23 protein-coding genes are annotated in these 26,874 nt (G+C 39.5%); 22 read left to right on the top strand and 1 reads right to left on the bottom strand.

Annotated features, from left to right (window positions below; all coding sequences use genetic code 11):
* The first annotated feature begins 7 nt into the window (after window positions 1-7).
* The 10 genes from purB to purD all read left to right on the top strand — a co-directional run bounded on the left by purB (window position 8) and on the right by purD (window position 11,397).
* On the top strand, window positions 8-1,303 hold the full coding sequence (purB, locus tag NST76_RS19220) for an adenylosuccinate lyase (RefSeq protein WP_036124073.1): 1,296 nt from the start codon (window positions 8-10) through the stop codon (window positions 1,301-1,303).
* A gap of 130 nt (window positions 1,304-1,433) precedes the next feature.
* Complete coding sequence (gene purC, locus NST76_RS19215) at window positions 1,434-2,144, top strand: phosphoribosylaminoimidazolesuccinocarboxamide synthase (protein ID WP_342544340.1); 711 nt, start codon at window positions 1,434-1,436, stop codon at window positions 2,142-2,144.
* A gap of 2 nt (window positions 2,145-2,146) precedes the next feature.
* Window positions 2,147-2,395, top strand: coding sequence for a phosphoribosylformylglycinamidine synthase subunit PurS (gene purS, locus NST76_RS19210; protein ID WP_036124064.1), 249 nt, complete (start codon window positions 2,147-2,149; stop codon window positions 2,393-2,395).
* 2 nt (window positions 2,396-2,397) lie between these two features.
* Window positions 2,398-3,081, top strand: a complete 684-nt coding sequence (gene purQ / locus NST76_RS19205) for a phosphoribosylformylglycinamidine synthase subunit PurQ (RefSeq protein ID WP_054611985.1) — start codon at window positions 2,398-2,400, stop codon at window positions 3,079-3,081.
* On the top strand, window positions 3,068-5,302 hold the full coding sequence (gene purL, locus NST76_RS19200) for a phosphoribosylformylglycinamidine synthase subunit PurL (RefSeq protein ID WP_101966908.1): 2,235 nt from the start codon (window positions 3,068-3,070) through the stop codon (window positions 5,300-5,302). Before purQ ends, purL begins: the two co-directional genes overlap by 14 nt.
* Complete coding sequence (gene purF, locus NST76_RS19195) at window positions 5,278-6,702, top strand: amidophosphoribosyltransferase (RefSeq protein WP_058844201.1); 1,425 nt, start codon at window positions 5,278-5,280, stop codon at window positions 6,700-6,702. The genes purL and purF overlap by 25 nt, the downstream gene beginning before the upstream one ends.
* Window positions 6,703-6,794: 92 nt before the next feature.
* Complete coding sequence (gene purM / locus NST76_RS19190) at window positions 6,795-7,850, top strand: phosphoribosylformylglycinamidine cyclo-ligase (RefSeq protein WP_330493942.1); 1,056 nt, start codon at window positions 6,795-6,797, stop codon at window positions 7,848-7,850.
* Entirely contained in the window at window positions 7,850-8,419 is a 570-nt protein-coding gene (gene purN, locus NST76_RS19185; protein ID WP_036123479.1) for a phosphoribosylglycinamide formyltransferase, read from the top strand. Before purM ends, purN begins: the two co-directional genes overlap by 1 nt.
* Window positions 8,420-8,532: 113 nt before the next feature.
* Window positions 8,533-10,059 (top strand): bifunctional phosphoribosylaminoimidazolecarboxamide formyltransferase/IMP cyclohydrolase, encoded by a 1,527-nt coding sequence (gene purH / locus NST76_RS19180; RefSeq protein WP_036123476.1) that lies wholly within the window; start codon window positions 8,533-8,535, stop codon window positions 10,057-10,059.
* Window positions 10,060-10,140: 81 nt separating this feature from the next.
* Window positions 10,141-11,397, top strand: a complete 1,257-nt coding sequence (gene purD, locus NST76_RS19175; protein ID WP_036123475.1) for a phosphoribosylamine--glycine ligase — start codon at window positions 10,141-10,143, stop codon at window positions 11,395-11,397.
* A gap of 113 nt (window positions 11,398-11,510) precedes the next feature.
* Here the strand turns inward: purD and NST76_RS19170 are convergent, their stop codons facing one another.
* Complete coding sequence (locus tag NST76_RS19170) at window positions 11,511-11,939, bottom strand: YgaP-like transmembrane domain (RefSeq protein ID WP_249663929.1); 429 nt, start codon at window positions 11,937-11,939, stop codon at window positions 11,511-11,513.
* A gap of 196 nt (window positions 11,940-12,135) precedes the next feature.
* Between NST76_RS19170 and NST76_RS19165 the strand changes: the two genes are divergently transcribed.
* The 12 genes from NST76_RS19165 to NST76_RS19110 all read left to right on the top strand — a co-directional run bounded on the left by NST76_RS19165 (window position 12,136) and on the right by NST76_RS19110 (window position 26,817).
* Entirely contained in the window at window positions 12,136-13,857 is a 1,722-nt protein-coding gene (locus NST76_RS19165; RefSeq protein WP_036123472.1) for an adenine deaminase C-terminal domain-containing protein, read from the top strand.
* A gap of 63 nt (window positions 13,858-13,920) precedes the next feature.
* Window positions 13,921-14,982, top strand: coding sequence for a DUF3048 domain-containing protein (locus NST76_RS19160; protein WP_342544336.1), 1,062 nt, complete (start codon window positions 13,921-13,923; stop codon window positions 14,980-14,982).
* 15 nt (window positions 14,983-14,997) lie between these two features.
* Window positions 14,998-15,318, top strand: a complete 321-nt coding sequence (locus NST76_RS19155; RefSeq protein ID WP_004225717.1) for a YerC/YecD family TrpR-related protein — start codon at window positions 14,998-15,000, stop codon at window positions 15,316-15,318.
* 110 nt (window positions 15,319-15,428) lie between these two features.
* Complete coding sequence (locus NST76_RS19150) at window positions 15,429-16,118, top strand: heptaprenylglyceryl phosphate synthase (RefSeq protein ID WP_101966911.1); 690 nt, start codon at window positions 15,429-15,431, stop codon at window positions 16,116-16,118.
* Between the two features lie 32 nt (window positions 16,119-16,150).
* Window positions 16,151-18,403 (top strand): DNA helicase PcrA, encoded by a 2,253-nt coding sequence (pcrA, locus tag NST76_RS19145; protein WP_089934640.1) that lies wholly within the window; start codon window positions 16,151-16,153, stop codon window positions 18,401-18,403.
* A 14-nt stretch (window positions 18,404-18,417) separates the two neighbouring features.
* Window positions 18,418-20,421, top strand: coding sequence for an NAD-dependent DNA ligase LigA (gene ligA, locus NST76_RS19140; protein ID WP_058844197.1), 2,004 nt, complete (start codon window positions 18,418-18,420; stop codon window positions 20,419-20,421).
* A gap of 110 nt (window positions 20,422-20,531) precedes the next feature.
* Complete coding sequence (locus tag NST76_RS19135; RefSeq protein ID WP_036123459.1) at window positions 20,532-21,671, top strand: CamS family sex pheromone protein; 1,140 nt, start codon at window positions 20,532-20,534, stop codon at window positions 21,669-21,671.
* Window positions 21,672-21,903: 232 nt separating this feature from the next.
* On the top strand, window positions 21,904-22,191 hold the full coding sequence (gene gatC, locus NST76_RS19130) for an Asp-tRNA(Asn)/Glu-tRNA(Gln) amidotransferase subunit GatC (RefSeq protein WP_004225708.1): 288 nt from the start codon (window positions 21,904-21,906) through the stop codon (window positions 22,189-22,191).
* A gap of 24 nt (window positions 22,192-22,215) precedes the next feature.
* Window positions 22,216-23,679: an Asp-tRNA(Asn)/Glu-tRNA(Gln) amidotransferase subunit GatA gene (gene gatA / locus NST76_RS19125; protein WP_058844195.1), complete on the top strand. Its 1,464-nt coding sequence runs from the start codon at window positions 22,216-22,218 to the stop codon at window positions 23,677-23,679.
* Window position 23,680: 1 nt separating this feature from the next.
* Window positions 23,681-25,108: an Asp-tRNA(Asn)/Glu-tRNA(Gln) amidotransferase subunit GatB gene (gene gatB / locus NST76_RS19120; protein ID WP_036123454.1), complete on the top strand. Its 1,428-nt coding sequence runs from the start codon at window positions 23,681-23,683 to the stop codon at window positions 25,106-25,108.
* A 157-nt stretch (window positions 25,109-25,265) separates the two neighbouring features.
* Window positions 25,266-25,829, top strand: coding sequence for a thioredoxin family protein (locus NST76_RS19115; protein ID WP_036123452.1), 564 nt, complete (start codon window positions 25,266-25,268; stop codon window positions 25,827-25,829).
* Between the two features lie 73 nt (window positions 25,830-25,902).
* Entirely contained in the window at window positions 25,903-26,817 is a 915-nt protein-coding gene (locus tag NST76_RS19110; protein WP_036123451.1) for a diacylglycerol kinase, read from the top strand.
* The last annotated feature ends 57 nt before the right edge of the window (window positions 26,818-26,874 follow it).

The raw sequence follows: 26,874 nt of genomic DNA, 5'->3' as shown, positions 1-26,874 counted from the left end.
AAACGCGATGATTGAACGTTACACAAGACCCGAAATGGGCGCAATTTGGACAGAACAAAATAAGTACCAAGCTTGGCTAGAGGTTGAAATTTTAGCATGTGAGGCTTGGGCAGAGATAGGCGATATTCCAAAAGAGGATGTTGCTAAAATTCGTGAAAATGCTTCATTTGATGTGAATCGCATTTTAGAAATTGAACAAGAAACACGTCATGACGTTGTAGCCTTTACGCGTGCCGTTTCGGAAACACTTGGGGAAGAGCGTAAATGGGTACATTATGGTTTAACTTCTACAGACGTAGTAGACACAGCACTTTCTTATTTAATCAAACAAGCAAATGATATTTTGCGCAAGGACATCGTGAATTTCATTGATATTATTGCGGCTAAGGCAAAAGAGCATAAACATACGGTGATGATGGGACGTACACATGGTGTTCATGCAGAACCAACAACTTTTGGTTTAAAACTTGGTTTATGGTATGAGGAAATGAAGCGTAACCTTGAACGTTTTGAAGCAGCAGCCAAAGTAATTGAAACAGGAAAAATGTCTGGAGCTGTTGGAACATATGCCAATATCGATCCTCGTGTTGAGCAATATGTTTGTGATCAACTAGGTCTTGCTGCATCACCGATTTCAACACAAACTTTACAGCGTGATCGCCATGCGCAGTATTTAGGTGCATTAGCTTTAGTTGCTACATCAATTGAAAAATTCGCAACAGAAATTCGCGGCTTACAGAAATCTGAAACGCGTGAAGTAGAAGAAGCTTTTGCAAAAGGGCAAAAGGGCTCATCCGCAATGCCACATAAACGTAATCCAATCGGTTCTGAAAACATGGTTGGGATGTCTCGTTTAATGCGTGGATATATGGTGACAGCTTATGAAAATGTAGCTTTATGGCATGAACGTGATATTTCTCATTCATCTGCAGAGCGCGTTATTTTACCGGATGCAACAATTACTCTTAACTATATGCTTAATCGCTTCGGTAATATTGTGAAAAACTTAACAGTATTCCCTGAGAACATGAAACGTAACATGGAACGCACATATGGTCTTATTTATTCTCAACGCATCTTATTAGCATTAATCGATAAGGGATTAGTACGTGAGGAAGCTTATGATACAGTACAACCTTTAGCAATGCAGGCATGGGACGAGCAAGTTCAGTTCCGTACATTGGTCGATGCAAGTGAAAAAATCACATCTTATTTAACACAAGAAGAGCTGGATGAGTGCTTTGATTATAACTACCACTTACAGCATGTTGATATGATTTTTGAACGACTAGGACTTAACTAATATTTATTTAGCCATCTAAAAGTAAATGTTAGAGCCACCAGTAAATGTTTCAGAGTTGAATCGTGGAGACACGATTCAATTCTGATCATTCATAACAAGCGTATCTCATAATATCAGGGGGAAAAACGACATGACTAAAGGTCAACTTTTGTATGAAGGTAAAGCAAAAAAATTGTTCACAACAGAGGAGCCACATGTGCTACTAGTTGAGTACAAGGATAGTGCAACAGCATTCAATGGCGAAAAAAAAGAAGAAATTGACGGCAAGGGCATTTTAAATAATCGCATTACTTCATTAATTTTCGAAAAATTACAAGCAAACGGAATTGCGTCACATTTCGTAAAACAATTATCAGATACACAACAACTTGTAAAAAAAGTAGAAATTATTCCGATTGAAGTTGTTGTTCGTAATATTGCCGCAGGAAGTTTAGCAAAACGTCTTGGTCTTGAAGAGGGAACAGCCTTAAAACGACCAATCGTAGAATTTTACTATAAAGACGATGCGTTAGGCGACCCACTCATTACGACAGAACATATTGACGTTCTGGATCTTGCGACACCTACTGAAGTAACAGCCATTTATGATGGAGCACTAGCTGTTAACAAAGTTCTACAGCCAATCTTTGCAGATATCAATGTAACATTAATTGATTTTAAATTAGAGTTTGGCCGTGATATGGATGGCAATGTATTATTGGCAGATGAAATCTCACCAGACACATGCAGACTTTGGGATGCAACTACAAAGCAAAAGTTAGACAAAGATGTTTTTCGTCGAGACCTTGGTAATTTAACTGAAGTTTATACTATTATACTTTCTAGACTCGGAGGCAAATAACAATGAAAAAAGTAAAAATCTATGTAACATTACGTGAGAGCATTCTTGATCCACAAGGCTCTGCAGTACAAGGTTCTTTAGCTAAAATGGGCTACGGTGAGGTAGAAGATTTACGTATCGGTAAATATCTTGAGCTAACTCTTAAAGACTCAGAACGTGACATTGATACTCTAGTAAAAGAAATGTGTGAAAAGGTTTTAACGAACGTTGTAATTGAAGACTACCGTTTTGAAGTCGAGGAGGCTAACTAATCATGAAATTCGCAGTACTCGTATTCCCTGGGTCAAACTGTGACATCGATATGTATCATGCGATTAAAGACGAGCTAGGTGAAGAAGTAGAATATGTATGGCATACAGCAACAGATCTAAGTGGCTTTGATGGCGTATTAGTACCTGGAGGATTCTCCTATGGGGACTACCTTCGTTGTGGTGCAATGGCTAATCAATCTAACATTATGGCAGAGGTTAAGAAAGCAGCAGATGCTGGTAAACCTGTATTAGGTGTATGTAATGGCTTCCAAATTCTGACGGAAGCTGGTTTATTACCAGGGGCTTTACTACGCAATAAAAACTTAAAATTTATGTGCCGTACAGTACAGCTAAAAGTGGAAAACAACAATACATTATTCACAAATCAATATGAGCAAGGTCAAATCATCAATATTCCAATCGCACATGGTGAAGGTAATTACTACTGTGACGAGGAAACTTTACAATCACTAAAAGATAATAATCAAATCGTATTCACATACTCAGGTGACAATCCAAACGGTTCTTTAGAAGATATCGCAGGGATTATAAACGAGCGCGGCAATGTACTAGGGATGATGCCACACCCAGAGCGAGCTGTTGATGCATTGGTGGGCGGCGCAGACGGTCTAGCAGTATTCAAATCAATTGTGAAGCAGTGGAGGGAAAATCATGTCAACAACTAAGTTTGAGCCAACAGCACAGCAAATTAAGGATGAAAAGCTATACGCTGGTATGGGGATGTCAGACGAAGAATTTGCAATGGTAGAAGGTATTTTAGGACGTCTACCTAACTGGACAGAGACAGGTCTTTTCTCAGTAATGTGGTCTGAGCACTGCTCTTACAAAAATTCAAAGCCAGTACTACGTAAGTTCCCGACAAAAGGGCCACAAGTATTACAAGGTCCAGGTGAAGGTGCGGGTATTGTCGATATTGGTGATGAACAGGCAGTAGTATTTAAAATGGAATCACATAACCATCCATCTGCAATCGAACCTTATCAAGGAGCTGCAACAGGTGTTGGCGGTATTATCCGTGACGTTTTCTCCATGGGTGCACGTCCAATTGCCATGCTAAATTCATTACGTTTTGGTGAATTAAAATCAGCACGTGGTAAATATCTTTTTGAAGAAGTTGTTGCGGGTATCGCAGGTTATGGTAACTGCATCGGAATTCCGACCGTTGGTGGCGAGATTCAATTTGATCCTTGCTATGAAGGTAATCCACTTGTTAATGCAATGTGTGTCGGTTTAATTGACCATCAAGATATTCAACGTGGTATTGCTGCGGGTGTCGGCAATACAGTTATGTATGTAGGTGCGAAAACAGGTCGTGACGGAATTCATGGTGCAACATTTGCCTCTGAGGAATTAACAGAGGAATCAGATAACCAACGTCCAGCAGTACAAGTAGGGGACCCATTCATGGAGAAACTTTTACTTGAAGCATGTTTAGAAGTTGTAAAATCTGATGCTCTAGTTGGTATTCAAGATATGGGTGCAGCTGGTCTTACTTCTTCATCAGCAGAAATGGCTTCAAAAGCAGGCTCTGGTGTAGAAATGAATTTAGACTTAGTGCCTCAACGTGAGACAGGTATGACAGCGTACGAAATGATGTTATCTGAGTCTCAAGAACGTATGTTATTAGTGGTGAAAAAAGGTCGTGAAGATGAAATTAAAGCGATTTTTGATAAATATGATTTAGATGCTGTAGCAATCGGTCGAGTAACGGATGATAAAATGCTTCGCCTTTTACACAAAGGACAAGTAGTGGCAGAAGTACCTGCTGATGCGTTAGCAGAAGATGCTCCTGTTTATCATAAACCATCTGCTGAACCTGCATACTATGCTGAGTTCCAAGCAATCGAGAACGCAGAACCAGTTGTGACGGATTATAAAGAAACTTTAAATGCTTTATTACAAGCTCCAACAATAGCTTCTAAAGAGTGGGTATACGATCAATACGATTATCAAGTACGTACATCGACAGTTGTGAAGCCTGGGTCTGACGCTGCTGTTATTCGTGTACGTGGGACAAATAAAGGTTTAGCGATGACAACGGACTGTAACTCTCGCTATATCTATTTAGATCCAGAAGTGGGTGGAGCTATCGCAGTAGCTGAAGCAGCACGTAATATCGTGGCAACGGGTGGTACGCCACTTGCGATTACAGACTGCTTAAACTTTGGTAATCCAGAGAAACCAGAAATCTTCTGGCAAATTGAAAAATCTGCGGATGGTATTTCTGCTGCTTGTACGGCATTAAATGCTCCAGTAATCGGTGGTAACGTTTCTCTTTATAATGAGCGTTCAGGTGAAGCTGTTTATCCAACACCAACAATTGGTATGGTTGGTCTTATCGAAGATTTAGCTCATGTAACTACACAGGATGTAAAAGCTGCAGGAGATCTTGTCTTTGTCATTGGTGAGACAAAAACTGAATTTGGTGGTTCAGAGCTACAAAAACTATTAAATAATGGCGTTATTTCAGGAAAAGCGCCAGCTATAGATTTAGAAGTGGAAGCGGTACGTCAGCAAGCTTTATTAAAGGCGATTAAAGCTGGTCTTGTACAATCTGCCCATGACGTTGCAGAGGGTGGTCTTGCAGTCGCTATTACTGAGACAACATTCGGTGCAAACGGTCTTGGTGTTGAAGTAACATTAGCAGGATCTGCTACAACTGCATTATTCAGCGAAAGTCAATCTCGTTTTGTTGTAACTGTCAAAGAAGAAAATGCTGCTGCATTTGTAGAAATCATCAAAGATGCTCACCAAATTGGTGTCGTAACAAATGATGCACTTGTTAAAATCAACGGGGACAAAGGTGTGCTTGTAGAAGGTACAGTGGAGGAATTCCGTTCTAATTGGAAAGGAGCAATCCCATGCTTGCTGAACTCAGAGGCTTAAACGAAGAATGTGGGGTGTTTGGTATTTGGGGTAACCCAAGTCCAGCACACCTTAGCTATTACGGGCTACATGCTCTTCAACACCGTGGACAAGAAGGGGCTGGAATTGTCGTTTCAGATGGACAGCATCTTCGCGCGGTGAAAGGCGAAGGACTAGTTAATGATGTTTTCAACGAAGATAAATTAAAAGCAGTCAACGGCAAAGCGGCTATTGCTCATGTTCGTTACACGACTGCTGGTGGCGGCGGTATTGAAAACGTACAGCCACTATTATTCCACTCCTCAACTGGTAGCCTTTCAATTGCCCATAACGGTAACTTAGTCAATGCGACACATTTAAAACAGTATCTAGAACGACAAGGAAGTATTTTCCATTCTAGCTCTGATACAGAAGTGCTGGCGCATCTTATTAAGAAAAGCTCGCATTCACCATTCCGTGCAAAGGTGAAAAATGCCCTTTCTCTATTAAAGGGTGCGTATTCTTTCTTAATTATGACAAAGGATGAAATGCTTGTTGCACGTGATCCACATGGTTTACGTCCATTATCTCTTGGAAAGCTTGGAGATGGCTGGGTGGTAGCTTCTGAAACTTGTGCATTTGATTTAATTGGTGCAGAATTCGTTCGTTCTGTGGAGCCAGGAGAGCTCATCATTATTAATGATGAGGGTGTAAAATCGGATCGCTTTGCTGATATGGAAAAGCGTTCGATGTGTGCGATGGAATATGTTTATTTAGCTCGTCCTGATTCAGATATTGATGGCATTAATGTTCATATGGCGCGTAAGCGTATGGGGAAACAACTTGCCCGTGAATGTGCGCATATTGAGGCTGATGTTGTAACGGGTGTACCTGATTCAAGTATTTCAGCAGCGATTGGTTTTGCAGAAGAAAGTGGCATCCCTTATGAATTAGGTCTTATTAAAAACCGCTATGTTGGTCGTACGTTTATTCAGCCAACACAGGAATTACGTGAACGTGGTGTAAAAATGAAACTGTCACCAGTTGTTCAAGTTGTAAAGGGTAAACGTGTAGTAATGGTGGACGATTCAATTGTGCGTGGTACAACATCACGTCGTATTGTCAAAATGTTAAAAGATGCTGGTGCAGCAGAAGTTCATGTTGTGATCTCTTCACCGCCAATGACAAATCCTTGTTATTATGGCATTGATACTTCCACACATGAAGAGCTGATTGCCTCTAGTCATAAAGTAGATGAAATTCGTGATGCAATCGGTGCAGATTCTCTTACGTTCCTTTCTGTTGAGGGCATGGTAGAGACAATTGCACGACCATATGAAGATGACAATCGTGGGCTATGCTTAGCATGCTTTACAGGCAAATATCCAACAGAGATTTTCCCGGATACCATCTTACCACATGAAAAAGAACTATTACGTTAAGAAAAACATCGCAACGGATTGGTGATCGGTAGAAGGCTATACAAAGACTTCTAGGGTACTGAGGCGATTTGGATGATAAGGAGGAACTCTGCGTGTCAAAGGCATATGAACAAGCAGGTGTAAATATTGAAGCGGGTTATGAAGCTGTAAAACGAATGAAGTCTCATGTTGAACGTACGAACCGTTTAGGTGTAATGGGAACGTTCGGTGGCTTTGGTGGCATGTTTGACTTGTCAAAACTAAATCTTAAAGAACCTGTTCTTATTTCAGGGACAGATGGTGTTGGAACAAAGCTAAAACTAGCGTTCATGGTAGATAAGCACGATACAATTGGTGTGGATTGTGTAGCAATGTGTGTCAATGATATTGTTGCTCAAGGAGCAGAGCCACTGTACTTTTTAGATTACGTAGCGCTTGGAAAAGCAGAGCCTGCAAAAATCGAACAAATTGTTAAAGGTGTTGCAGATGGCTGTGTGCAATCTGGTGCAGCACTAATTGGTGGCGAAACTGCAGAAATGCCTGGTCTTTATGAAGAAGACGAATATGATTTAGCAGGGTTTGCAGTAGGTGCTTGTGAAAAGTCTGCCATTGTGACAGGTGAAAAAATCGTTGAAGGCGATGTGCTTATTGGGATTGCATCAAGTGGTGTACATTCAAACGGTTATTCTTTAGTGCGAAAAATTGTTTTTGCAGATCAGCAATATACGGTGGATGCCATTGTTGAAGGCTATGAAGATTTAGGACCGATCGGGGAGGCTCTTCTCGTGCCAACAAAGCTATATGCTAAGCCAGTATTAGCAGCTTTAAAGGCAGCAGATGTACATGGTTGTGCTCATGTTACTGGTGGAGGTTTCTATGAAAATCTACCGCGTATGATGCCAGAAGGATTAGCAACGGAAATCGACTTAGGTTCTTGGCCAGTATTACGTATCTTTGAATTCCTAAAAGATAAAGGCCAGTTAGAAGATAAAGATCTATATAATGTCTTTAACATGGGGATTGGTTTTGTAATAGCTGTGCCAGTAGCTGAAGCTGAGAAAGTAATGGCAGCAGTAGAAGCAAATGGTGAAAAGGCTTATCCAATCGGACGTGTTATCAAAGGCGACGGAGTAGTGTTTAATGGCTCACATGATGGGAGTTTAGTGTAATGACTGCACCAACAAAAATCGCCGTGTTCGCATCAGGCAGCGGGAGTAATTTTCAAGCCATTCAAGAGGCGATCGGAAGTGGAGAACTGCATGCAAAGATTGAACTAGTGGTGACAGATAAGCCCGGTGCGTTTGTAGTGACACGTGCTGAAAATTTGGGGATTCCAGTGTTAGCATTAAATCCAAAAGAGTTTGCATCAAAAGCAGCTTATGAGACAGCCATTATCGATGCTTTACATGAATGCGATGTGAAATGGATTGTGCTTGCAGGGTATATGCGTTTAATTAGTGACGTATTATTAGCAGCCTTTCCGCAACGAATTGTTAATATCCATCCTTCCTTATTGCCAGCATTCCCCGGGAAGGACGCCATTGGTCAGGCAATCAATCATGGTGTAAAGATTACAGGGGTAACAGTGCATTTTGTTGATGAAGGAATGGATACTGGTCCGATTATCGCACAGGCTGCTGTACCTGTCATTGAAGGAAATCGAGAGGCAACAGAAGCTGAAATTCATAAGCAAGAGCATCTATTATATACAAAGGCTTTACGGCAATTATTACAATAACTGAAGAGGAGTTAGGTCGAGAACCTTACTCAACAAGTAAGACCTAACTCTATTAATCTTATAGAAGCAAGTCAGTTCGTGGTAAGCACGATAAAAATTAGGAGGATATTGTTGTGACAAAACGTGCATTAATCAGTGTTTCCAATAAAGATGGTATTTTAGAATTTGCAAAGGAATTAGTAGCATTAGGTTATGAAATTTTATCAACTGGCGGTACGAAAAAAATGTTACAGGATAATGCGGTGGCTGTAACGGCAGTAGATGAAGTAACGAAGTTCCCAGAAATTTTAGATGGTCGTGTGAAAACATTAAATCCAATGATCCACGGTGGTCTATTAGGAAAGTTTGACGATGCTTCTCATCAAGCACAAATGAACGAGCATGGAATTGAGCCAATTGAGATTGTTTGTGTTAATCTATATCCATTTGTTGAAACAATTTCAAAGCCTAATGTAACATGGGATGATGCAATTGAAAACATTGATATCGGTGGCCCAACAATGTTACGCTCTGCTGCAAAAAACCATCAATATGTAACAGTAATCGTGGATAGCAATGACTATGCAACAGTATTAGAAGAACTAAAAGCAAACGGCGCAACTACAATTGAAACACGTCGTCAATTAGCTGCGAAAGTTTTCCGTCACACAGCCGCTTATGATTCTTATATTTCGAACTACCTGACAGAAGAAGAATTCCCAGAGAGCTTAACGATGACATATGAGTTAAAGCAAAATTTACGCTATGGAGAAAACCCGCACCAAAAAGCGGCTTTCTACCAAAAACGTCTTGGCTCAGACTTCTCATTGGCCTATGCTACACAATTACATGGGAAAGAGTTATCCTACAACAATATTCAAGATGGTAATGCAGCACTACAAATCGTCAAAGAATTTGAAATGCCAGCTGCTGTAGCAGTAAAGCATATGAATCCATGTGGCGTTGGTACAGGTATTACATTAGAGGCAGCATTCGATAAAGCTTATGAAGCAGATTCAACATCTATTTTTGGTGGTATTATCGCGTTAAATATGGAAGTAGATGCAGCAACTGCTGAAAAGTTAAGTCACATTTTCTTAGAAATCATTATTGCACCTGCATTCTCACAAGAAGCGTTAGACATTTTAACGCAAAAGAAAAATATTCGCTTACTAACTATTCCATTTGAGCAAGCAAAACAAGATCAATTCAACGTAGTATCTGTTGAAGGTGGCCTTCTTGTACAAGAGCCGGATCGCTATGGTTTTGGCAATGCAGATATTAAAGTAGTGACAGATCGTGAACCAACAAAACAGGAATGGGAAGCATTACAGCTTGGTTGGTCAGTTGTCAAACATGTTAAATCGAATGCGATTGTTGTAACAGATTCCCAAATGACACTTGGTGTTGGTGCAGGTCAAATGAACCGCGTAGGTGCTGCTAAAATTGCCTTTGAGCAAGCTGGAGAAAAAGCAAAAGGTGCTGCACTAGCATCAGACGCATTTTTCCCAATGAGTGATACTGTTGAAGCAGCAGCAGCGGCAGGAATTACTGCTATTATTCAACCAGGTGGCTCGATTAAAGATCAAGATTCCATTGATAAAGCAAATGAATATGGAATTGCTATGGTATTCACAGGCGTACGCCATTTTAAACACTAATTAATAAAACATATAAGAAACAAAACAGACCGAGATGCTGGTTCATCTCGGTCTTACTTACAAATAGGAGGATTCTCTAAAATGAATGTATTAGTAATCGGAAGCGGCGGTCGTGAGCATGCAATCGCTAAACAATTTAGCATTTCTCCATCGGTTCACAAAGTATTTGTAGCGCCAGGCAATGATGGAATGGGAGGCGAAATAGAAGTTGTAGCTATTGATACAATGGATTTCGCAGGTCTTGCTCAATTTGCCAAGGAAAATGATATTGCGTTAACATTTGTTGGCCCAGAACAGCCACTTGCTGAAGGCATTGTTGATTTCTTTACAGCTAGAGGTTTACGTATTTTTGGCCCTTCAAAGGTTGCAGCTCAAATCGAAAGTAGCAAATCCTATGCGAAAGAAATGATGAATAAATATAATATTCCTACAGCCTCACATGAAACGTTTACTGAAGCAGAAAAAGCGATCGCTTATATTCAAGAACAAGGGGCGCCTATTGTCATTAAAGCAGATGGTTTAGCGGCTGGTAAGGGTGTTGTTGTGGCCATGACAGAGGAAGAAGCAATTGAAGCTGTCGAGGATATGATTGGCAATCAACGCTTTGGTGATTCCTCTTCACGTGTTGTCATTGAAGAATTTTTAGACGGAGAAGAGTTCTCCTTTATGTCCTTTGTACATAAAGGACAAATTTATCCAATGGTTATTGCACAAGACCATAAACGTGCCTATGACGGTGATAAAGGACCAAACACTGGAGGCATGGGTGCATACTCGCCTGTACCACAAATCTCTCAAGAAGTAGTTGATCTTGCATATCATACAATTGTAGAACCTACTGTTAGAGGGATGGATGCTGATGGTGCTTCCTTTACAGGTATTTTATATGCTGGGTTAATTTTAACAAAGAAAGGTCCTCAGGTTATAGAATTTAATGCTCGTTTTGGTGATCCAGAAACGCAAGTAGTGTTACCGCGTATGGTTTCTGATTTTGGGGCATTTATGATGGCTTTAATGGATGAACAGCCATTTGATTTACAATGGTCAGAAGAAGCGATGCTTGGTGTTGTCATTGCAGCAGAAGGCTATCCTGGTGACGTTGAAAAAGGCAAAGCATTACCGAATTTAGAGGCACTTTCCACATCCCATGCAGTATTCCATGCAGGTACAAAATTAGTGGATGGCCAATTTGTTGGTAATGGTGGCCGTGTCCTGTTAGTTGCTGCCAAAGCTCCTACTTTGCAGGAAGCACAGGAAAAGGTATACGCTGGAATTGCTACAGAAACATGGGATCACTTTTTCTTCCGTCAAGATATTGGCTGGCGTACATTTAAGTAATTGTTATTTTCACTAAATTTTAAAATATTTTTAATCATCTTTTGAAACCTCTTGTTGTTTCAAACGTAAGAGGTAAGAGCCGTCTCAATAATAGATTGGGACGGCTCCTTTGACTAAGAAGGATTTTGAGCTTTATTCGTTGAAGAATCGCTACTATTTGAGGAATTTTGAGTTGAAGTGCTGGTGTCAGATTGTTTTGAAGCGGTAGCTTGTGAACCTGAAGAATTACCAGATATAGCAGAGGAAAAATCCTTCATGAGTTTATCGATTTGTTCAGAAGACATAGAATTTTGCCCGCTGAACATACTTTGCATAGAGGTGTTCATGGCATTTTGCATATTGGAGCTTAAGAGCGCCTTTGTTGGACAATATTTAAAGAGTCCCTCAGCCATTTTCATGGCACCTAATGCAATCATTAATCGACCTTTTGTACAATTAGGATCTCTAGAAACTTTAGCGATACCAAATGCTGTCAAACTTGTACCCATTGCAAAACGACAAAATGCATTTTTTTCGCTTAAATTTGCTTGCTGCATCATCATACTTCCTCCTTTAGTCATTGTGGAAAAATTAAGCGAGGTGCACTTTGCTTTATGAAAGTGCTGTGTTACGATTGAAACAAGATGATTGCATAAAGCATAATTTTTATGAAAGTATGCGATTATGCAGTAGTAGTATGTGATTTCAAGTTGGATTTACACAATGAAAAATTACGTAAATTAGGAAGGAGCGAATAGCATGGATCCAGTATGGAAAATAACAAAGTTACGACAGCAATTAGCAGTAATCGATGGGAAAAAGGCACCAGATATCGTGTTGAAAAATGCACGTTATTTGCATAGTATGCTGAAACAATTTGTAGTAGGAAACATTTGGATTTTAGGAGATCGCATTGTCTATGCTGGTGACAGAATGCCTCCTTTATTAGAAGGAACAGAAGTGGTGGATTGTACAGGGAAAACAATTGTACCAGGCTATATTGAACCACACGTCCATCCGTTCCAGCTTTATCATCCACAGTCATTTGCAGATTTTTGTGGTCAGCTTGGAACAACAGCTTTTATTTCCGATAATTTAAGTTTTGTTTTAAATTTAGAAAATAAGAAAGCGTTTTCAATTTTGGATAACTTGAAAAAGCTACCGTTTTCTTTTTATTGGTGGACTCGCTTTGATTCACAAACTGAACTGGAGCAAGAGGAAGAAGTTTTCTCTAATACGTCCATATTGGAATGGTTAGAGCGAAGTGATGTCTTGCTTGGTGGAGAGTTGACAGGCTGGCCTAAGCTGCTGCATGGCGACGATCAAATGCTTTATCGTATGCAAATGGCAAAGGGGCTAGGGAAAAAAATTGAAGGACATTTCCCTGGAGCTTCAGAAAGAACTTTAGCACGCATGAAACTGCTTGGTGCTGATGGAGACCATGAGGCAATGACAGTGGAGGAAGTAGAGCGTCGCATTATGCAGGGCTATGCAGTAACATTACGTTATTCTTCCATTCGTCCGGATTTACCACATCTGCTAAAAGGAATAGTAGAAAAAGAACTTCCTATTTTTGATCATTTAATGATGACAACAGATGGCTCACCACCTTCATTCCATGAGGATGGTGTGATGGATAAATGTATTCAGGCAGCCTTAGATGCAGGAGTATCTCCAATCGATGCCTATCAAATGGCTTCTTATAATGTGGCACGCTATTATAATATGTCTAATTTACATGGGTTTATCGCGACAGGTCGCTTCGCTTCCCTGAATATTTTACAAGATGAATATCATCCTGTTCCTGAAAGTGTCTTATCGAAGGGTGTTTGGTTGAAGCGTGATGGAGAACGTGTGCATAAATTTGCATCAGTTGATTATTCTGCAATCCCAGCATTAGATTTAGATTTTTCATTAGATTCACAAGATTTTCAGTTTTCAATGCCCTTTGGTATTCAGTTAGTCAATGATGTTATTACAAAGCCTTATAACTCTTTCATAACTAGAGAAGGGCAACTGGCGAATCATGACGAGTGCTATTTAATGCTCCTTAACCGGGAAGGTAACTGGCATGTGAATACGATGATTAAAGGATTTGCAACAGATGTTCAAGGCTTTGCATCCTCCTATTCAAACACAGGCGATATTTTGCTAATTGGAAAAAACAAAGAAGATATGATCAAAGCTTTCGAAGAAATGAAGGCTAGAAATGGTGGAATTGTCCTAGTCGAAAAAGGAGAAGTGATAGCGGACATCCCATTAACAATCGGTGGACTTTTATATGATGGAGACGTACTTGCATTAACGGAGAAAGAAAATGCTTTAAAACAAGCTTTAGCAGATCGAGGTTATCAATTAGGAGATGCTATTTACACGTTATTATTTTTACAATCCACTCATTTACCATATATTCGTATCACACCAAAAGGGATTTTCGATGTGATGAAGAATAAGTTATTATTACCTGCTGTTATGCGCTAATTAATGAAAGTGTTTCAGCTGTTTAAACAATTGCCGTCATGTGTAAGTGTTCAAAGGAGAGGTATGCTTGTGTTCAAATCAAAGAAATTATGGATTGCAATGGCATTTAGTGCTTTGTTGATCGGTGGATGTTCAAAGGATACACCAAAAGTAAAAGAAGACGATGACTCTATAGTGGAGGAGGAAACGGTTGGGGAGGAGCCTGTTCAACAACCCAAATTCGTGGCTCCACTCACTGGGGAGGCTGTGCTAGAAGAAATTACACAGCGGCCTATTATGGTCACAATTAATAATCATCCAGCAGCACGTCCACAATCTGGATTGGCTGATGCAGATGTCATTTATGAAATGCTTGCGGAAGGCAATGTGACACGCTTTTTAGCAATATACCAAAGTGAGCTACCTGAAAATATTGGTCCAGTTCGAAGTGCACGCTCCTATTTCATTGATATGGCAAAGGGATTTGATGCTTTTTATGTAGCACATGGCTATAGTCCAGAGGCAAAAACGATGCTCGATCATCGTATCGTCGATCATATCAATGGAATGGCTTATGATGGTATACTTTTTAGTCGTTCCAGGGACCGTGTGGCTCCGCATAATTCATATATTACATCCGAAAACATCCTAAAAGGTGCTGAAATGGTAGGCGCTTCAATGAATTACAGTGAAAAAGTACTTCAGACTTTTTATGAACCCGATGAACGTGGTAAAATAGGCATTGAAACAAGTCAAGTTGATATTTACTATGGAAAGAATGAAGATTTCCACAACTCGTATGTGTATGATTATCAAAGTAATCACTATGAACGACAATCGGCTGGCGTGGACACAAAGGATATGTTAACAGGCGAAACAGTATCATTGGCAAATGTACTATTTTTTGAAATGGACCATCAAACCATTGATGATGTTGGTCGCCAAGCAATTGATTTAACGTCTGGTGGAAATGCGTATGTATTTCAAAATGGCTATTTGAGGGAAGTCGAATGGACGAACGTTAATGGAATACCAATGGCTGTAGAGCAATCAGGGGAGCCTGTAAAGCTTGTACCAGGAAAGTCGTGGGTTCATTTCGTACCATCTTCACCAGGGTTACAAGCAATGGTGAAAACGCAGCCTTAAAGGGAGGAAAATTGCATGCAAATCGAAAAAATTCGGGGGCATCAAACAGATCAATTATTTAAAGCCGTGTTAGAGTTGAAAGACATCGAAGAATGCTATAAGTTTTTTGATGATTTATGTACGATTAGTGAAATTCAATCGTTGGCACAACGCTTTGAGGTTGCACATTTATTGCGTTTGAAGAAAACCTATGAATCCATTAAAAAGGAAACAGGAGCAAGTACAGCAACTATTTCACGTGTGCGTCGCTGCTTCGATTATGGGAATGATACATATGATGAAATGTTAGGTCGTTTGTATCCTGATGAAAAACCGTTTCAAGCACCAAAAGAATAGTAGGGAAAGAGGCTGGGTAGAAGTTCTGCTCAGTCTTTTTCATTTTTTTGTCGTGAATCATAAGCTATACTTGTAAACGAATAGATAGAAAATGATAGGTGGTCAATTAAATGGATTATTTAGAATGGAGACATGTGTTCAAGCTAGATCCAGCTAAGGACATTTCAGATGAGGCACTAGAAAAAATTTGTGAGTCAGGCACAGATGTCATTTTAGTAGGTGGTACGGATGATGTGACATTAGATGGCGTATTAGATTTGCTTGTTCGTGTACGTCGTTTTGAGGTACCAATAGCGCTTGAAATTTCTACAATTGATGCGGTAACTCCAGGATATGATTATTATTTTATTCCAACGGTATTAAATAGTGATGATCCAAAATGGATTAAAAATTTACATCATGAGGCCATAAAAGAGTACGGAGATATCATGGTGTGGGAAGAGTTGGTAGCAGAAGGATATTGTATTTTAAATCCTGATTGTAAAGTAGCACAAGTAACAGGTGCGAAAACGGATTTAACGATTGACGATGTAGTGGCCTATGCACGCATGGCGGAAAATTTCTTTAAATTGCCTGTATTTTATGTCGAGTACAGCGGGATGTATGGGGATCTAGAGGTAGTTCGCGCAGTGAAAAACGAGCTGAAACATACGAAGCTCTTTTATGGTGGAGGCATAACATCTGCAAAGCAAGCGGAGGAAATGGCACAGTTTGCAGATACGGTAGTAGTTGGAAATATTATATATGATGATTTAAAAGCTGCACTTGCGACTGTTAAGGCTGTTAAAAATACGTTATAATTTTAGAACAAATGTTTGTAAGGCGGTGCAAAATGGAACAGTTAACAAAAAATTTACTAGCAGGAATGAATCCTGAACAGGAAAGAGCGGTCAAAACAACTGATGGACCGTTACTCATTATGGCAGGTGCTGGGTCAGGAAAAACACGTGTTTTAACACATCGTATTGCTTATTTAGTGATAGAAAAGGAAGTATATCCATCAAAGATTTTGGCGATTACGTTTACGAATAAAGCAGCACGAGAAATGCGCGAGCGTATTGATGGCGTTCTAGGGAATGGTACCGGCGATAGTATGTGGGTTTCTACTTTCCACTCAATGTGTGTAAGAATTTTACGTCGTAATATCGATCAACTAGGCATATCTCGTAATTTCTCCATTTTAGATTCCACTGATCAGCTATCAGTCATCAAAAATGTGATGAAGGATGAGAATATTGACCCTAAACGTTTTGAGCCACGAGCGATTTTAAATGCGATTAGTGCAGCGAAAAATGAATGTATTACTGCTGACGATTACGCTGGACAAATGAACGATAAAAACCCTTATGAACAAACCGTTGCACGTGTCTATAAAGGCTATGAAAAAAGACTACGCCGCAATCAATCGCTCGATTTTGATGATTTGATTATGACGACGATTACATTGTTTAAACGTGTGCCTGAAGTGCTCGAATACTATCAAAATAAATTTCAATATATTCATGTAGATGAGTACCAAGATACGAATAAATCTCAATATTTACTTGTACAGTTACTGGCAAAGAAATTTAAAAATATTTGTGTTGTAGGGGACTCCGATCAGTCCATCTATCGATGGCGTGGTGCTGACATTGGCAATATCCTATCTTTTGAAAAGGATTATCCTAACGCCAAGGTCATAATGCTTGAGCAGAATTATCGTTCTACTAAACGCATCCTACAGGCGGCAAATGACGTCATTCAAAATAATACAACACGTTACCCAAAAGAACTGCGCACAGAAAATGCAGAGGGTGAAAAAATTGCCTTATATAAAGCTTATAATGAGCAAGAAGAAGCGCAATTTGTTGTACAAACGATTCAGCAATTAATTGAAAAAGAAAATCGTTCATTTGATGACTTTGCTATTTTATATCGTACGAATGCTCAATCACGTGTGATGGAGGAAGTACTTGTTAAATCCAATATGGCCTATCAAATAGTGGGCGGAACAAAGTTCTATGATCGAAAAGAGATTAAAGACTTACTAGCTTATTTACGACTGATTGCCAATAATGATGATGATTTATCACTGGCACGTATTATTAATGAGCCGAAGCGTAGTATTGGAGCTACATCCTTTGAAAAAATGGCACGCTATGCGATTGATCAGGATCGTTCCATTTTTGATGCGATGAATGATCTTGTATTTATGGGTCTAACTGGGAAAGCAGCAAATTCAGCTGAGCAATTTTATGCAATGATTAAAGGCTTTACAGAGATGCAGGATTATTTATCTGTTACTGAAATTGTGGAGCAAGTCATCGATAAATCAGGCTACCGTACAATGCTGCAAAATGAAAAAACAATTGAAGCAGAAAGTCGTCTAGAGAATATTGAAGAGTTTTTATCTGTCACAAAGGCTTTTGAGGAGCGCAGTGATGATAAAAGCTTAATTGCTTTTTTAACAGATTTAGCTCTTATTGCTGATATTGATGCACTAGATAAAGAAGATGCTTCTAAGGGCAATATTATTTTAATGACGATGCATGCCGCTAAAGGCTTAGAATTCCCTATTGTCTTTATTATCGGTATGGAGGAAAATATATTCCCACATTCACGCTCTTTAGACGATCAAGATGAGATGGAAGAGGAACGCCGTCTTATGTATGTTGGCGTGACACGAGCTGAGGAACGTCTCTATTTAACATGTGCACAAAGCCGAACAATTTTTGGTCGTTCAAGCTTTAATAACGCCTCCCGATTCTTAGGTGAAATTTCAGAAGACATTACAGAGTCCATTTCTAAGGCAGGTGCAGAATCAAAGCTACCGTTTGCCTCTAATAATCGTTCAACAGCTGGCTATCAAAAGCGCACGCTTGGTGCTATTCAACAAACACAGCCTGCTACAGCTCGTTTACAAGCAACGGGTGGAGATCAATTTGGCTGGAAGGCTGGAGATAAGGCGATTCATAAAAAATGGGGAACGGGTATGGTAGTCAGTGTAAAAGGTGAAGGTGATAGTACAGAGCTTGATATCGCCTTTCCACAACCAATTGGCATAAAACGATTACTAGCTCAATTTGCACCGATTGAAAAAGCGTAAGCGGAGGAACATAAATGAACGAAATAGAACAGCGTGTAGCGGAGTTAAATAAAATATTGCATGAATATGGTCACGCCTATTATGTGTTAGATAATCCTGTTGTAGCTGATAGTGTATACGATCAATTATTACATGAACTGATCGCATTAGAGGAAGCGAATCCATCACTCATTTATCCCGATTCTCCTACACAGCGTGTTGGTGGAGCAGTGGTTGAGGGCTTTAAAAAAGTAACACATGATTATCCAATGCTTAGTCTTTCAAATGCTTTTAATGAAGCAGATTTACGAGAGTTCGATCGTAAAGTACGTCAGGCAATTGGAGACCAATTTTCTTATGTATGTGAGCTGAAAATAGATGGTTTGGCTATTTCATTGAAATATGAAAATGGCGTGTTTGTACAAGGGGCAACAAGAGGAGATGGTGTTGTAGGCGAAGATATTACAGCCAATTTAAAGACAATCCGAGCGATCCCACTACGTTTAAAAGATCCTGTGACAATCGAAGTACGTGGTGAGGCGTACATGCCAAAAAAATCATTTGAAAAATTAAATACGCACCGTGCTGACAATGGAGAAGAATTATTTGCTAACCCGCGTAATGCGGCTGCTGGCTCACTACGTCAGTTAGACCCAAAAATTGCGGCAAGTCGTCAATTATCAACTTTTATCTATGCTATTGGTGGAGATGGTGAGTTATATGGTATTGATGGGCATGCGGAAATGCTTGATTATTTAGAGGGTCTTGGTTTCCCTTCGAACAAAGAGCGTCAGCGTTGCTCGACAATTGAAGAGGTCATGGCCTTTATAGAGCATTGGACAGAAAACCGTCCGAATTTAGCTTACGAAATTGATGGTATCGTTATCAAAGTAGATCGGTATGCTCAACAAGATGAGCTAGGCTACACTGCCAAAAGTCCACGCTGGGCCATTGCCTACAAATTTCCAGCAGAGGAAGTTGTCACAACATTACTTACTATTGATTTAACAGTAGGACGTACAGGTGTAGTAACACCAACGGCTATTTTAACGCCAGTACAAGTAGCAGGGACGACGGTACAACGTGCATCGTTGCACAATGAAGATTTAATTCGAGAGAAGGATATTCGCCTTGGAGATACAGTCATTATTCGAAAAGCTGGTGATATCATTCCTCAAGTGGTAGGTGTGCTAATAGAGCAACGTCCAGAGGACTCAGTCCCTTTTGTCATGCCAAAAAATTGCCCTGTTTGTGATAGTGAATTGATTCGTATTGAAGGTGAAGTAGCTCTACGCTGTGTAAATCCTGCCTGCTTTGCTCAAATTGCGGAAAGCATAAAATACTTTGTTTCGCGCAATGCGATGAATATTGATGGACTTGGAGATAAAGTAGTAGAGCAATTATTGCGTGCAGATTTAATACATGATGTATCTGATTTATATCATTTAACAGTTGAGCAACTTGTAGAACTAGAACGTATGGGCGAAAAATCTGCAACCAATTTAGTGAATGCCATTCAAGCCTCAAAGGAAAACTCAATGGAACGTTTATTAATAGGTTTAGGTATACGTCATGTTGGTGAAAAGGCAGCTAAAATCGTATCAGAGCAATTTGGTTCGATGGAAGCAGTAATGGCAGCAACAGAGGAACAGCTAGTAGCGATTTATGAAATTGGCGATAAAATGGCTTCTTCGTTAGTAGAGTATTTCTCCAATGAAGATGCACGTGCAGTCATTGAGCGTCTTGCTGAGGCAGGCGTGAATATGACGTATAAAGGTAAAAAAGTAGAAGTGGCTATAGGTGATAGTCCCTTTGCAGGTAAAACAATTGTTTTAACTGGTAAACTTGAGCAATTGACACGCAACGAAGCAAAGGCGAAAATAGAAGAGTTAGGTGGTACTGTCACAGGCAGTGTCAGCAAAAAAACAGACCTTGTGATCGCAGGAGCAGATGCAGGCTCTAAACTGACAAAGGCTGAGCAATTAGGTATCGAAGTTTGGAATGAAGACAACTTAATTGAACAACTTAACCTCATCTAATAAGTGCATGACAGCATATCTTTCTCACAGGGAGAATGCGAAACGATTACATCATGGCGTTGAGTGATTCTTCGACCTAAAACTGACTATTAGTAAAGGAGCACTAAATAATGAAGTCTTTTCGACTCATTCCAGCAATTGTAGCTGCTGCAATGCTAGTCGGCTGTGTACCTTCTGACAAGAAGGAAACAGAGCTTACACAGGAAACGCAACAGAAAGAAAAAGCTGAAACAACAATTATCCCAAGCATACAAATTGATGAATCCTATTATAAGACGCTTATTCCTTATAAAGAGAGTGCAAGCAGAGGTCTTGTTGTGTCTAATATTTATACGAAATATGATATGAAGGAAGTTGAATCTGGTTTAATGCGTCTATCTCAAAATGAGTTTGACACGGAAAACTATTACTTCCAAGAAGGTCAATATTTAGCTGAAAGTACGGTGAGCTCTTGGCTTGCCCGTAGTTCACAAACAGAAGATGGTTTAAATCCGCCGACCACAGACACAATGACACCAGAAGAACGGGCAACGAAGGCTCCCGTTTATTTATCCCACATTGTAGAGCAAAATTACTTAACAAAAACGAATGATAATAAAGTGAAATTAGGCGGAATTTCAATAGGTCTTGCCTTAAACTCTATTTATTATTACCAAAAAGAACAGTATGGCGAATATTACGAAAAACCAATTTCAGAAGCTGAACTTGTTGAGCAAGGCAAAAAAATGGCCGCTGAAATTGTTTCCCGTTTACGTACACGTGAAGAGTTAAAAGATGTACCAATTGTTGTTGGTTTGTTTAAGCAGCAAGCTCGCAATCAAATTATTCCAGGGTCATATTTTAGCTATGGTATAGCAAAAGCTGGACAGAACAGTATTGCAGAGTGGGAAGGTATCGATGAAAATTATGTCTTGTTCCCAACTGATGATTCACAGGATGTTTACCGAGATGTCAGCAATAACTTCAAAATTTTTAAGCAAGACGTTGATAAATATTTCTCGAATTATACAAGTGTGATCGGAACAGGCTTCTATCGTAATAAGCAAATACAAAATCTTTCGATTGAAATTCCAATCCAATTTTTCGGTAAAGCAGAAATAATAGGCTTTACGCAATATTTGACGGGTATTCTAATCAATCAATTTGATAATATTCATGTTGAGGTGAGCGTTACTTCTATAAATGGCCCAGAGGCATTAATCATTAAGAAGGCCAATGATAAGGACCCTTACGTGCATGTCTATGATTAATATAGTCAGCCTTTGTGCTGGCTATATTTTTATGTAGATGGCTAGAATTAGAGGGACACAATAGGTAGATAGAGACAACACTTTGTTATAGTAGTGAAAGTTTCTATATTTTTAGTGAAAGTTGTGATTTTTAATATGAAAAATGTTATGATTATTGGCATGGTTAACTTTATTCAACCCTATTGTTATCAATAAAAACAATGAATTGAACCAGTATTCGGAGGTGTGAAAAATGGCTAAATTAACAAAAGAAGAAGTAAAGCACGTGGCAAATTTAGCACGTCTTGCTATTACAGAAGAAGAAGCAGAGAAATTTGCTGAACAGCTTGGAAAAATTACAGACTTTGCGGAGCAGTTAAATGAGCTAGATACAACGAATGTTGAACCAACAACTCACGTTTTACCACTAGTGAATGTAATGCGTGAAGACGTAGCTGTAAAAGGTTTAGACCGTGAAGTAATGATGTTAAACGTAAAAGAACAAGAAGATGGTCAAGTAAAAGTACCAGCTATCATGTAATACTAAAACATAGGAGGATTCCTCATGACGTTATTTGAACGTTCAGCTAAGGAGTTACAAGCGGAAATGAAAGCAGGTAACTTATCAATCGCTGACTTAACGAAAGAAGCATACGAGCGTATTGCAAAGCTTGACAGCGATGTACAAGCATTCCTTGCTTCAAACGAAGAAAAAGCAACTGCACAAGCTGCTGAAATGGATAAAGTCCCATTTGAAGAGCGTGGACCACTGTTTGGTCTTCCAATCGGTGTGAAAGACAACATCGTAACAGAAGGTTTAGAAACAACTTGTGCCTCTAAAATTCTAGAAGGCTTTATGCCAATTTATGATGCCACTGTTGTCAATAAGTTACGTGAAGCTGGCATGATTACAGTTGGTAAATTAAACATGGACGAGTTTGCAATGGGTTCTTCTAACGAAAACTCATACTATAAAACAACAAAAAATCCATGGAACTTAAACCACGTACCAGGGGGATCTTCAGGTGCATCTGCAGCAGCAGTAGCAGCAGGTGAAGTACCATTCTCTCTTGGTTCAGATACAGGTGGTTCAATCCGTCAACCAGCAGCTTACTGTGGTGTTGTAGGGATGAAGCCTACATATGGTCGTGTATCTCGTTTTGGTCTAGTTGCATTTGCCTCTTCTTTAGATCAAATTGGACCAATTACACGCAACGTTGAAGATAATGCGCTATTATTAGAAGCCATCGCAGGCTTAGATCCAAATGATTCTACATCGGCAAACGTAGAGGTACCAAATTACGCTGCAGCGCTTACTGGTGATGTAAAAGGCTTACGTATTGCTGTACCAAAGGAATTCCTTGGTGAAGGTGTTGGCGAGGCAGCACGTCAATCAGTGCTTACTGCATTAGAGGTATTAAAAGGCCTAGGTGCTACTGTAGAAGAAGTATCACTTCCTCATTCAAAATATGCACTTGCTGCATACTATATCCTTTCTTCATCTGAAGCGTCTTCTAACTTATCTCGTTTCGATGGTATCCGTTATGGTTTCCGTGCAGAAAATGTTACAAATTTGATGGACCTTTATAAAGAAACACGTGCACAAGGTTTTGGTGATGAAGTAAAACGCCGCATCATGCTTGGAACTTACTCACTAAGTGCCGGCACGTATGATGCGTATTATAAAAAAGCGCAACAAGCACGTACACTTATCAAAGCAGACTACGACAAAGTATTTGAAGACTTTGATGTTATCATTGGGCCTACATCCCCAACACCAGCATTTAAAATTGGTGAAAACGTCGATGATCCGATGACAATGTATGCGAACGATATTTTAACAATCCCGATGAACTTAGCTGGAGTACCTGCTATTTCAATTCCATGTGGCTTTGAAAACGGACTACCACTTGGTTTACAAATTATTGGTAAATACTTCGATGAAGCAACTATTTACCGTGTAGCTCATGCTTTTGAACAAGCAACAGAGTTCCATAAACAAGTTCCTCAAATGTGGGAGGGAAAATAACATGAACTTTGAAACAGTCATTGGTTTAGAAGTACACGTTGAGTTGAAAACAAACTCAAAAATCTTCTCACCAGCACCAGCTCATTTTGGTGCTGAACCAAATACAAATACAACAGTAATTGATTTAGGGTACCCTGGTGTCCTACCAGTCCTTAACAAAAATGTAGTAGATTTCGCAATGCGTGCTGCACTTGCACTTAATATGGAAATCGAACAAGAAACAAAATTTGACCGTAAAAACTACTTCTATCCAGATAATCCGAAAGCTTATCAAATTTCACAATTTGATAAACCAATCGGTAAAAACGGCTGGATCGATATTGAAGTAGACGGCTATACAAAACGTATCGGTATTACACGTCTTCATATGGAAGAAGATGCTGGTAAACTTTCACATGCTGGGGATCACTCATTAGTTGACTTTAACCGTCAAGGTACACCACTTGTTGAGATTGTTTCTGAGCCAGACATTCGTACACCAAACGAAGCATATGCTTACCTAGAAAAATTAAAATCAATTATTCAATATACAGACGTATCTGATTGTAAGATGGAAGAAGGCTCACTACGTTGTGATGCCAACATTTCTCTTCGTCCGTATGGTCAAGAAGAATTTGGCACAAAAACGGAGCTTAAAAACCTGAACTCCTTCAACTATGTTCGTCGTGGTTTAGAGCATGAGGAATTACGTCAAGCAGATGTATTATTATCAGGCGGTATTATTGAGCAAGAAACACGTCGTTTCGATGAAAAAACAGGTAAAACAATTTTAATGCGTGTGAAAGAGGGAACAGATGATTACCGTTACTTCCCAGAGCCAGACTTAGTTCGTCTTTCGATTGATGATGCATGGCTAGAGAGAGTGAAATCAGAAATTCCTGAGCTTCCAGATGCTCGTAAAAAACGTTATGTAGAAGAATTAGGCTTAACACCATATGATGCAGGAGTTCTTGTTATTTCTAAAGAAATCTCAGACTTCTTCGAGGCAATGATTGTGAACGGTGCAGATGCGAAACTTTCTGCTAACTGGCTAATGGGTGATGTTTCAGCTTACTTAAATGCGGAACAAAAAGACCTTAAAGATACTGCACTAACACCAGAAAACCTTGCTGAGATGGTGAAATTAATCACTGACGGAACAATTTCTTCTAAGATCGGTAAAAAAGTATTTGCTGAATTAGTAGAAAACGGTGGTTCTGCACAGGATATTGTGAAGGCGAAAGGTTTAGTTCAAATTTCCGATGAAGGTGCACTACTAGCCATCGTAACAGAAGTTTTAGATAACAATGCACAATCTATCGAAGACTTTAAAAATGGTAAAGATCGTGCGATTGGCTTCTTAGTTGGTCAAATTATGAAGGCAACAAAAGGTCAAGCCAACCCTCCAATGGTTAATAAATTATTACAACAAGAAATTGCCAAACGATAATACTCGTTGTAACATAATAGCCGAGAGAGCTTTATTGCTCCCTCGGCTATTAATTTTCAAAAATGTAACTAATTTGCAATTTATAACACTTAATAGTTGTTTAAAAAGAGTATTCATAGCAAAATATAGAATAGACAATAATAAGGGGGACGAGCCAATGAAAACTGAACAACAATATTTTCAAGAAGCTATTTCGATACAACAATATATGGAGAACATGACGACGTTGAAAGAAGAGAGCTTCCGTATTTATGATGGTTTTGAAGTGCCAACAAACGATGGCTTCATCGAATTACTAAAAGATAAGCAGCCAAAAATTTTAACTATTACAGAAGATTGGTGCGGAGACGCTATGTTAAACAACCCTATTATTCGTCGTGTTGCTGAAGCGGCAGGGTTAGAAATGCGTACCGTTTTTCGCGATGCTGATACAGAGTTAATTGATCGTTATTTAACAAACGGTGGTCGTGCTATCCCGATTTATCTGTTGTTAGATGATGCAGGTGAGGTTGTAGGAAAATGGGGACCACGTGCGCCTGAATTACAAGAGTTAGTCGTAACGAAACGAGCGAGTTTACCAGATAAAGAAGATCCAACATTTGAAGAAGCTCAAAAAGCTCTTTATGCAGAAATTCGAGAGGAAAATATCTCGAACTCAACTTACTGGACGTATGTCTATGAGGACTTTAAAAAACAGGTAACAAACGCATTACAAAAATAACAAGAGCATTGCAACATTTCAACGTAGAATTTCGTTGAATGAAATAGAATCTTATGAAGCAGGAAGGTATGTTATGAAACGAGCAAGAATCATTTATAATCCTACATCTGGACGCGAAGTATTTAAGAAACATCTACCAGAGGTGTTGGAAAAACTAGAGGTAGCAGGCTATGAGACATCCTGTCATGCAACAACATGTGAGGGAGATGCAACGCTTGCAGCAAAAAATGCGGTAGAGCGTGGTTTTGATATCATCATCGCAGTTGGTGGAGATGGCACATTAAATGAAGTTGTTTCAGGTGTAAGTCCATTTGAAAACCGTCCGAAAGTTGGTCTAATTCCGATGGGTACTACAAATGATTTTGCCCGTGCTGTGCATATTCCTCGAAATATTGATGAGGCTGTAGACATTATAATTCAAGGCGACACATTACCAGTGGACGTGGGTCTCTTAAATGGCGAACGCTATTTCATTAATATTGCTGCTGGGGGACGCATTACAGAACTCACTTATGAAGTACCAAGTAAAATGAAAACAATGCTTGGTCAGTTAGCCTATTATGTAAAGGCAGTAGAAATGATTCCATCCATCAAAGCTTCCCATATGCGTATTGAATATGATGGCGAAGTATTTGATGGGGACGCCATGATGTTCCTATGTGGTTTAACGAATTCAGTAGGTGGCTTTGAAAAACTTGCCCCTGATGCGAGTATTAATGATGGTTACTTTACAGTAATAGTACTGAAAAAAGTAAGCCTTCCAGAGTTTATTCAACTAGCTGCTATGGCATTACGAGGCGAACATTTAAATGACGATCGTGTCATTTATAAAAAAGCCAGCGTTGTCAAAGTCACGACTGAAAACGAAGTCCATCTTAACCTAGATGGCGAATATGGCGGAGACGCACCAGCTACATTTGAAAATCTGAAGCGTCACATTGAAATCTTTGTCCCACTTGCAGATATTCGAGAAGAAGACCGTATTTAATCAATCCAAAAAGCTCATCCTATTTTAGTTGGATGAGCTTTTTGGATTCTATCTGAT

Source organism: Lysinibacillus sp. FSL W7-1291, from assembly GCF_038593415.1.
GTDB lineage: Bacteria > Bacillota > Bacilli > Bacillales_A > Planococcaceae > Lysinibacillus > Lysinibacillus fusiformis_D.
The sequence above is the reverse complement of the archived record's forward strand: the minus strand, read 5'-3'. Positions and strand labels throughout refer to the sequence as shown.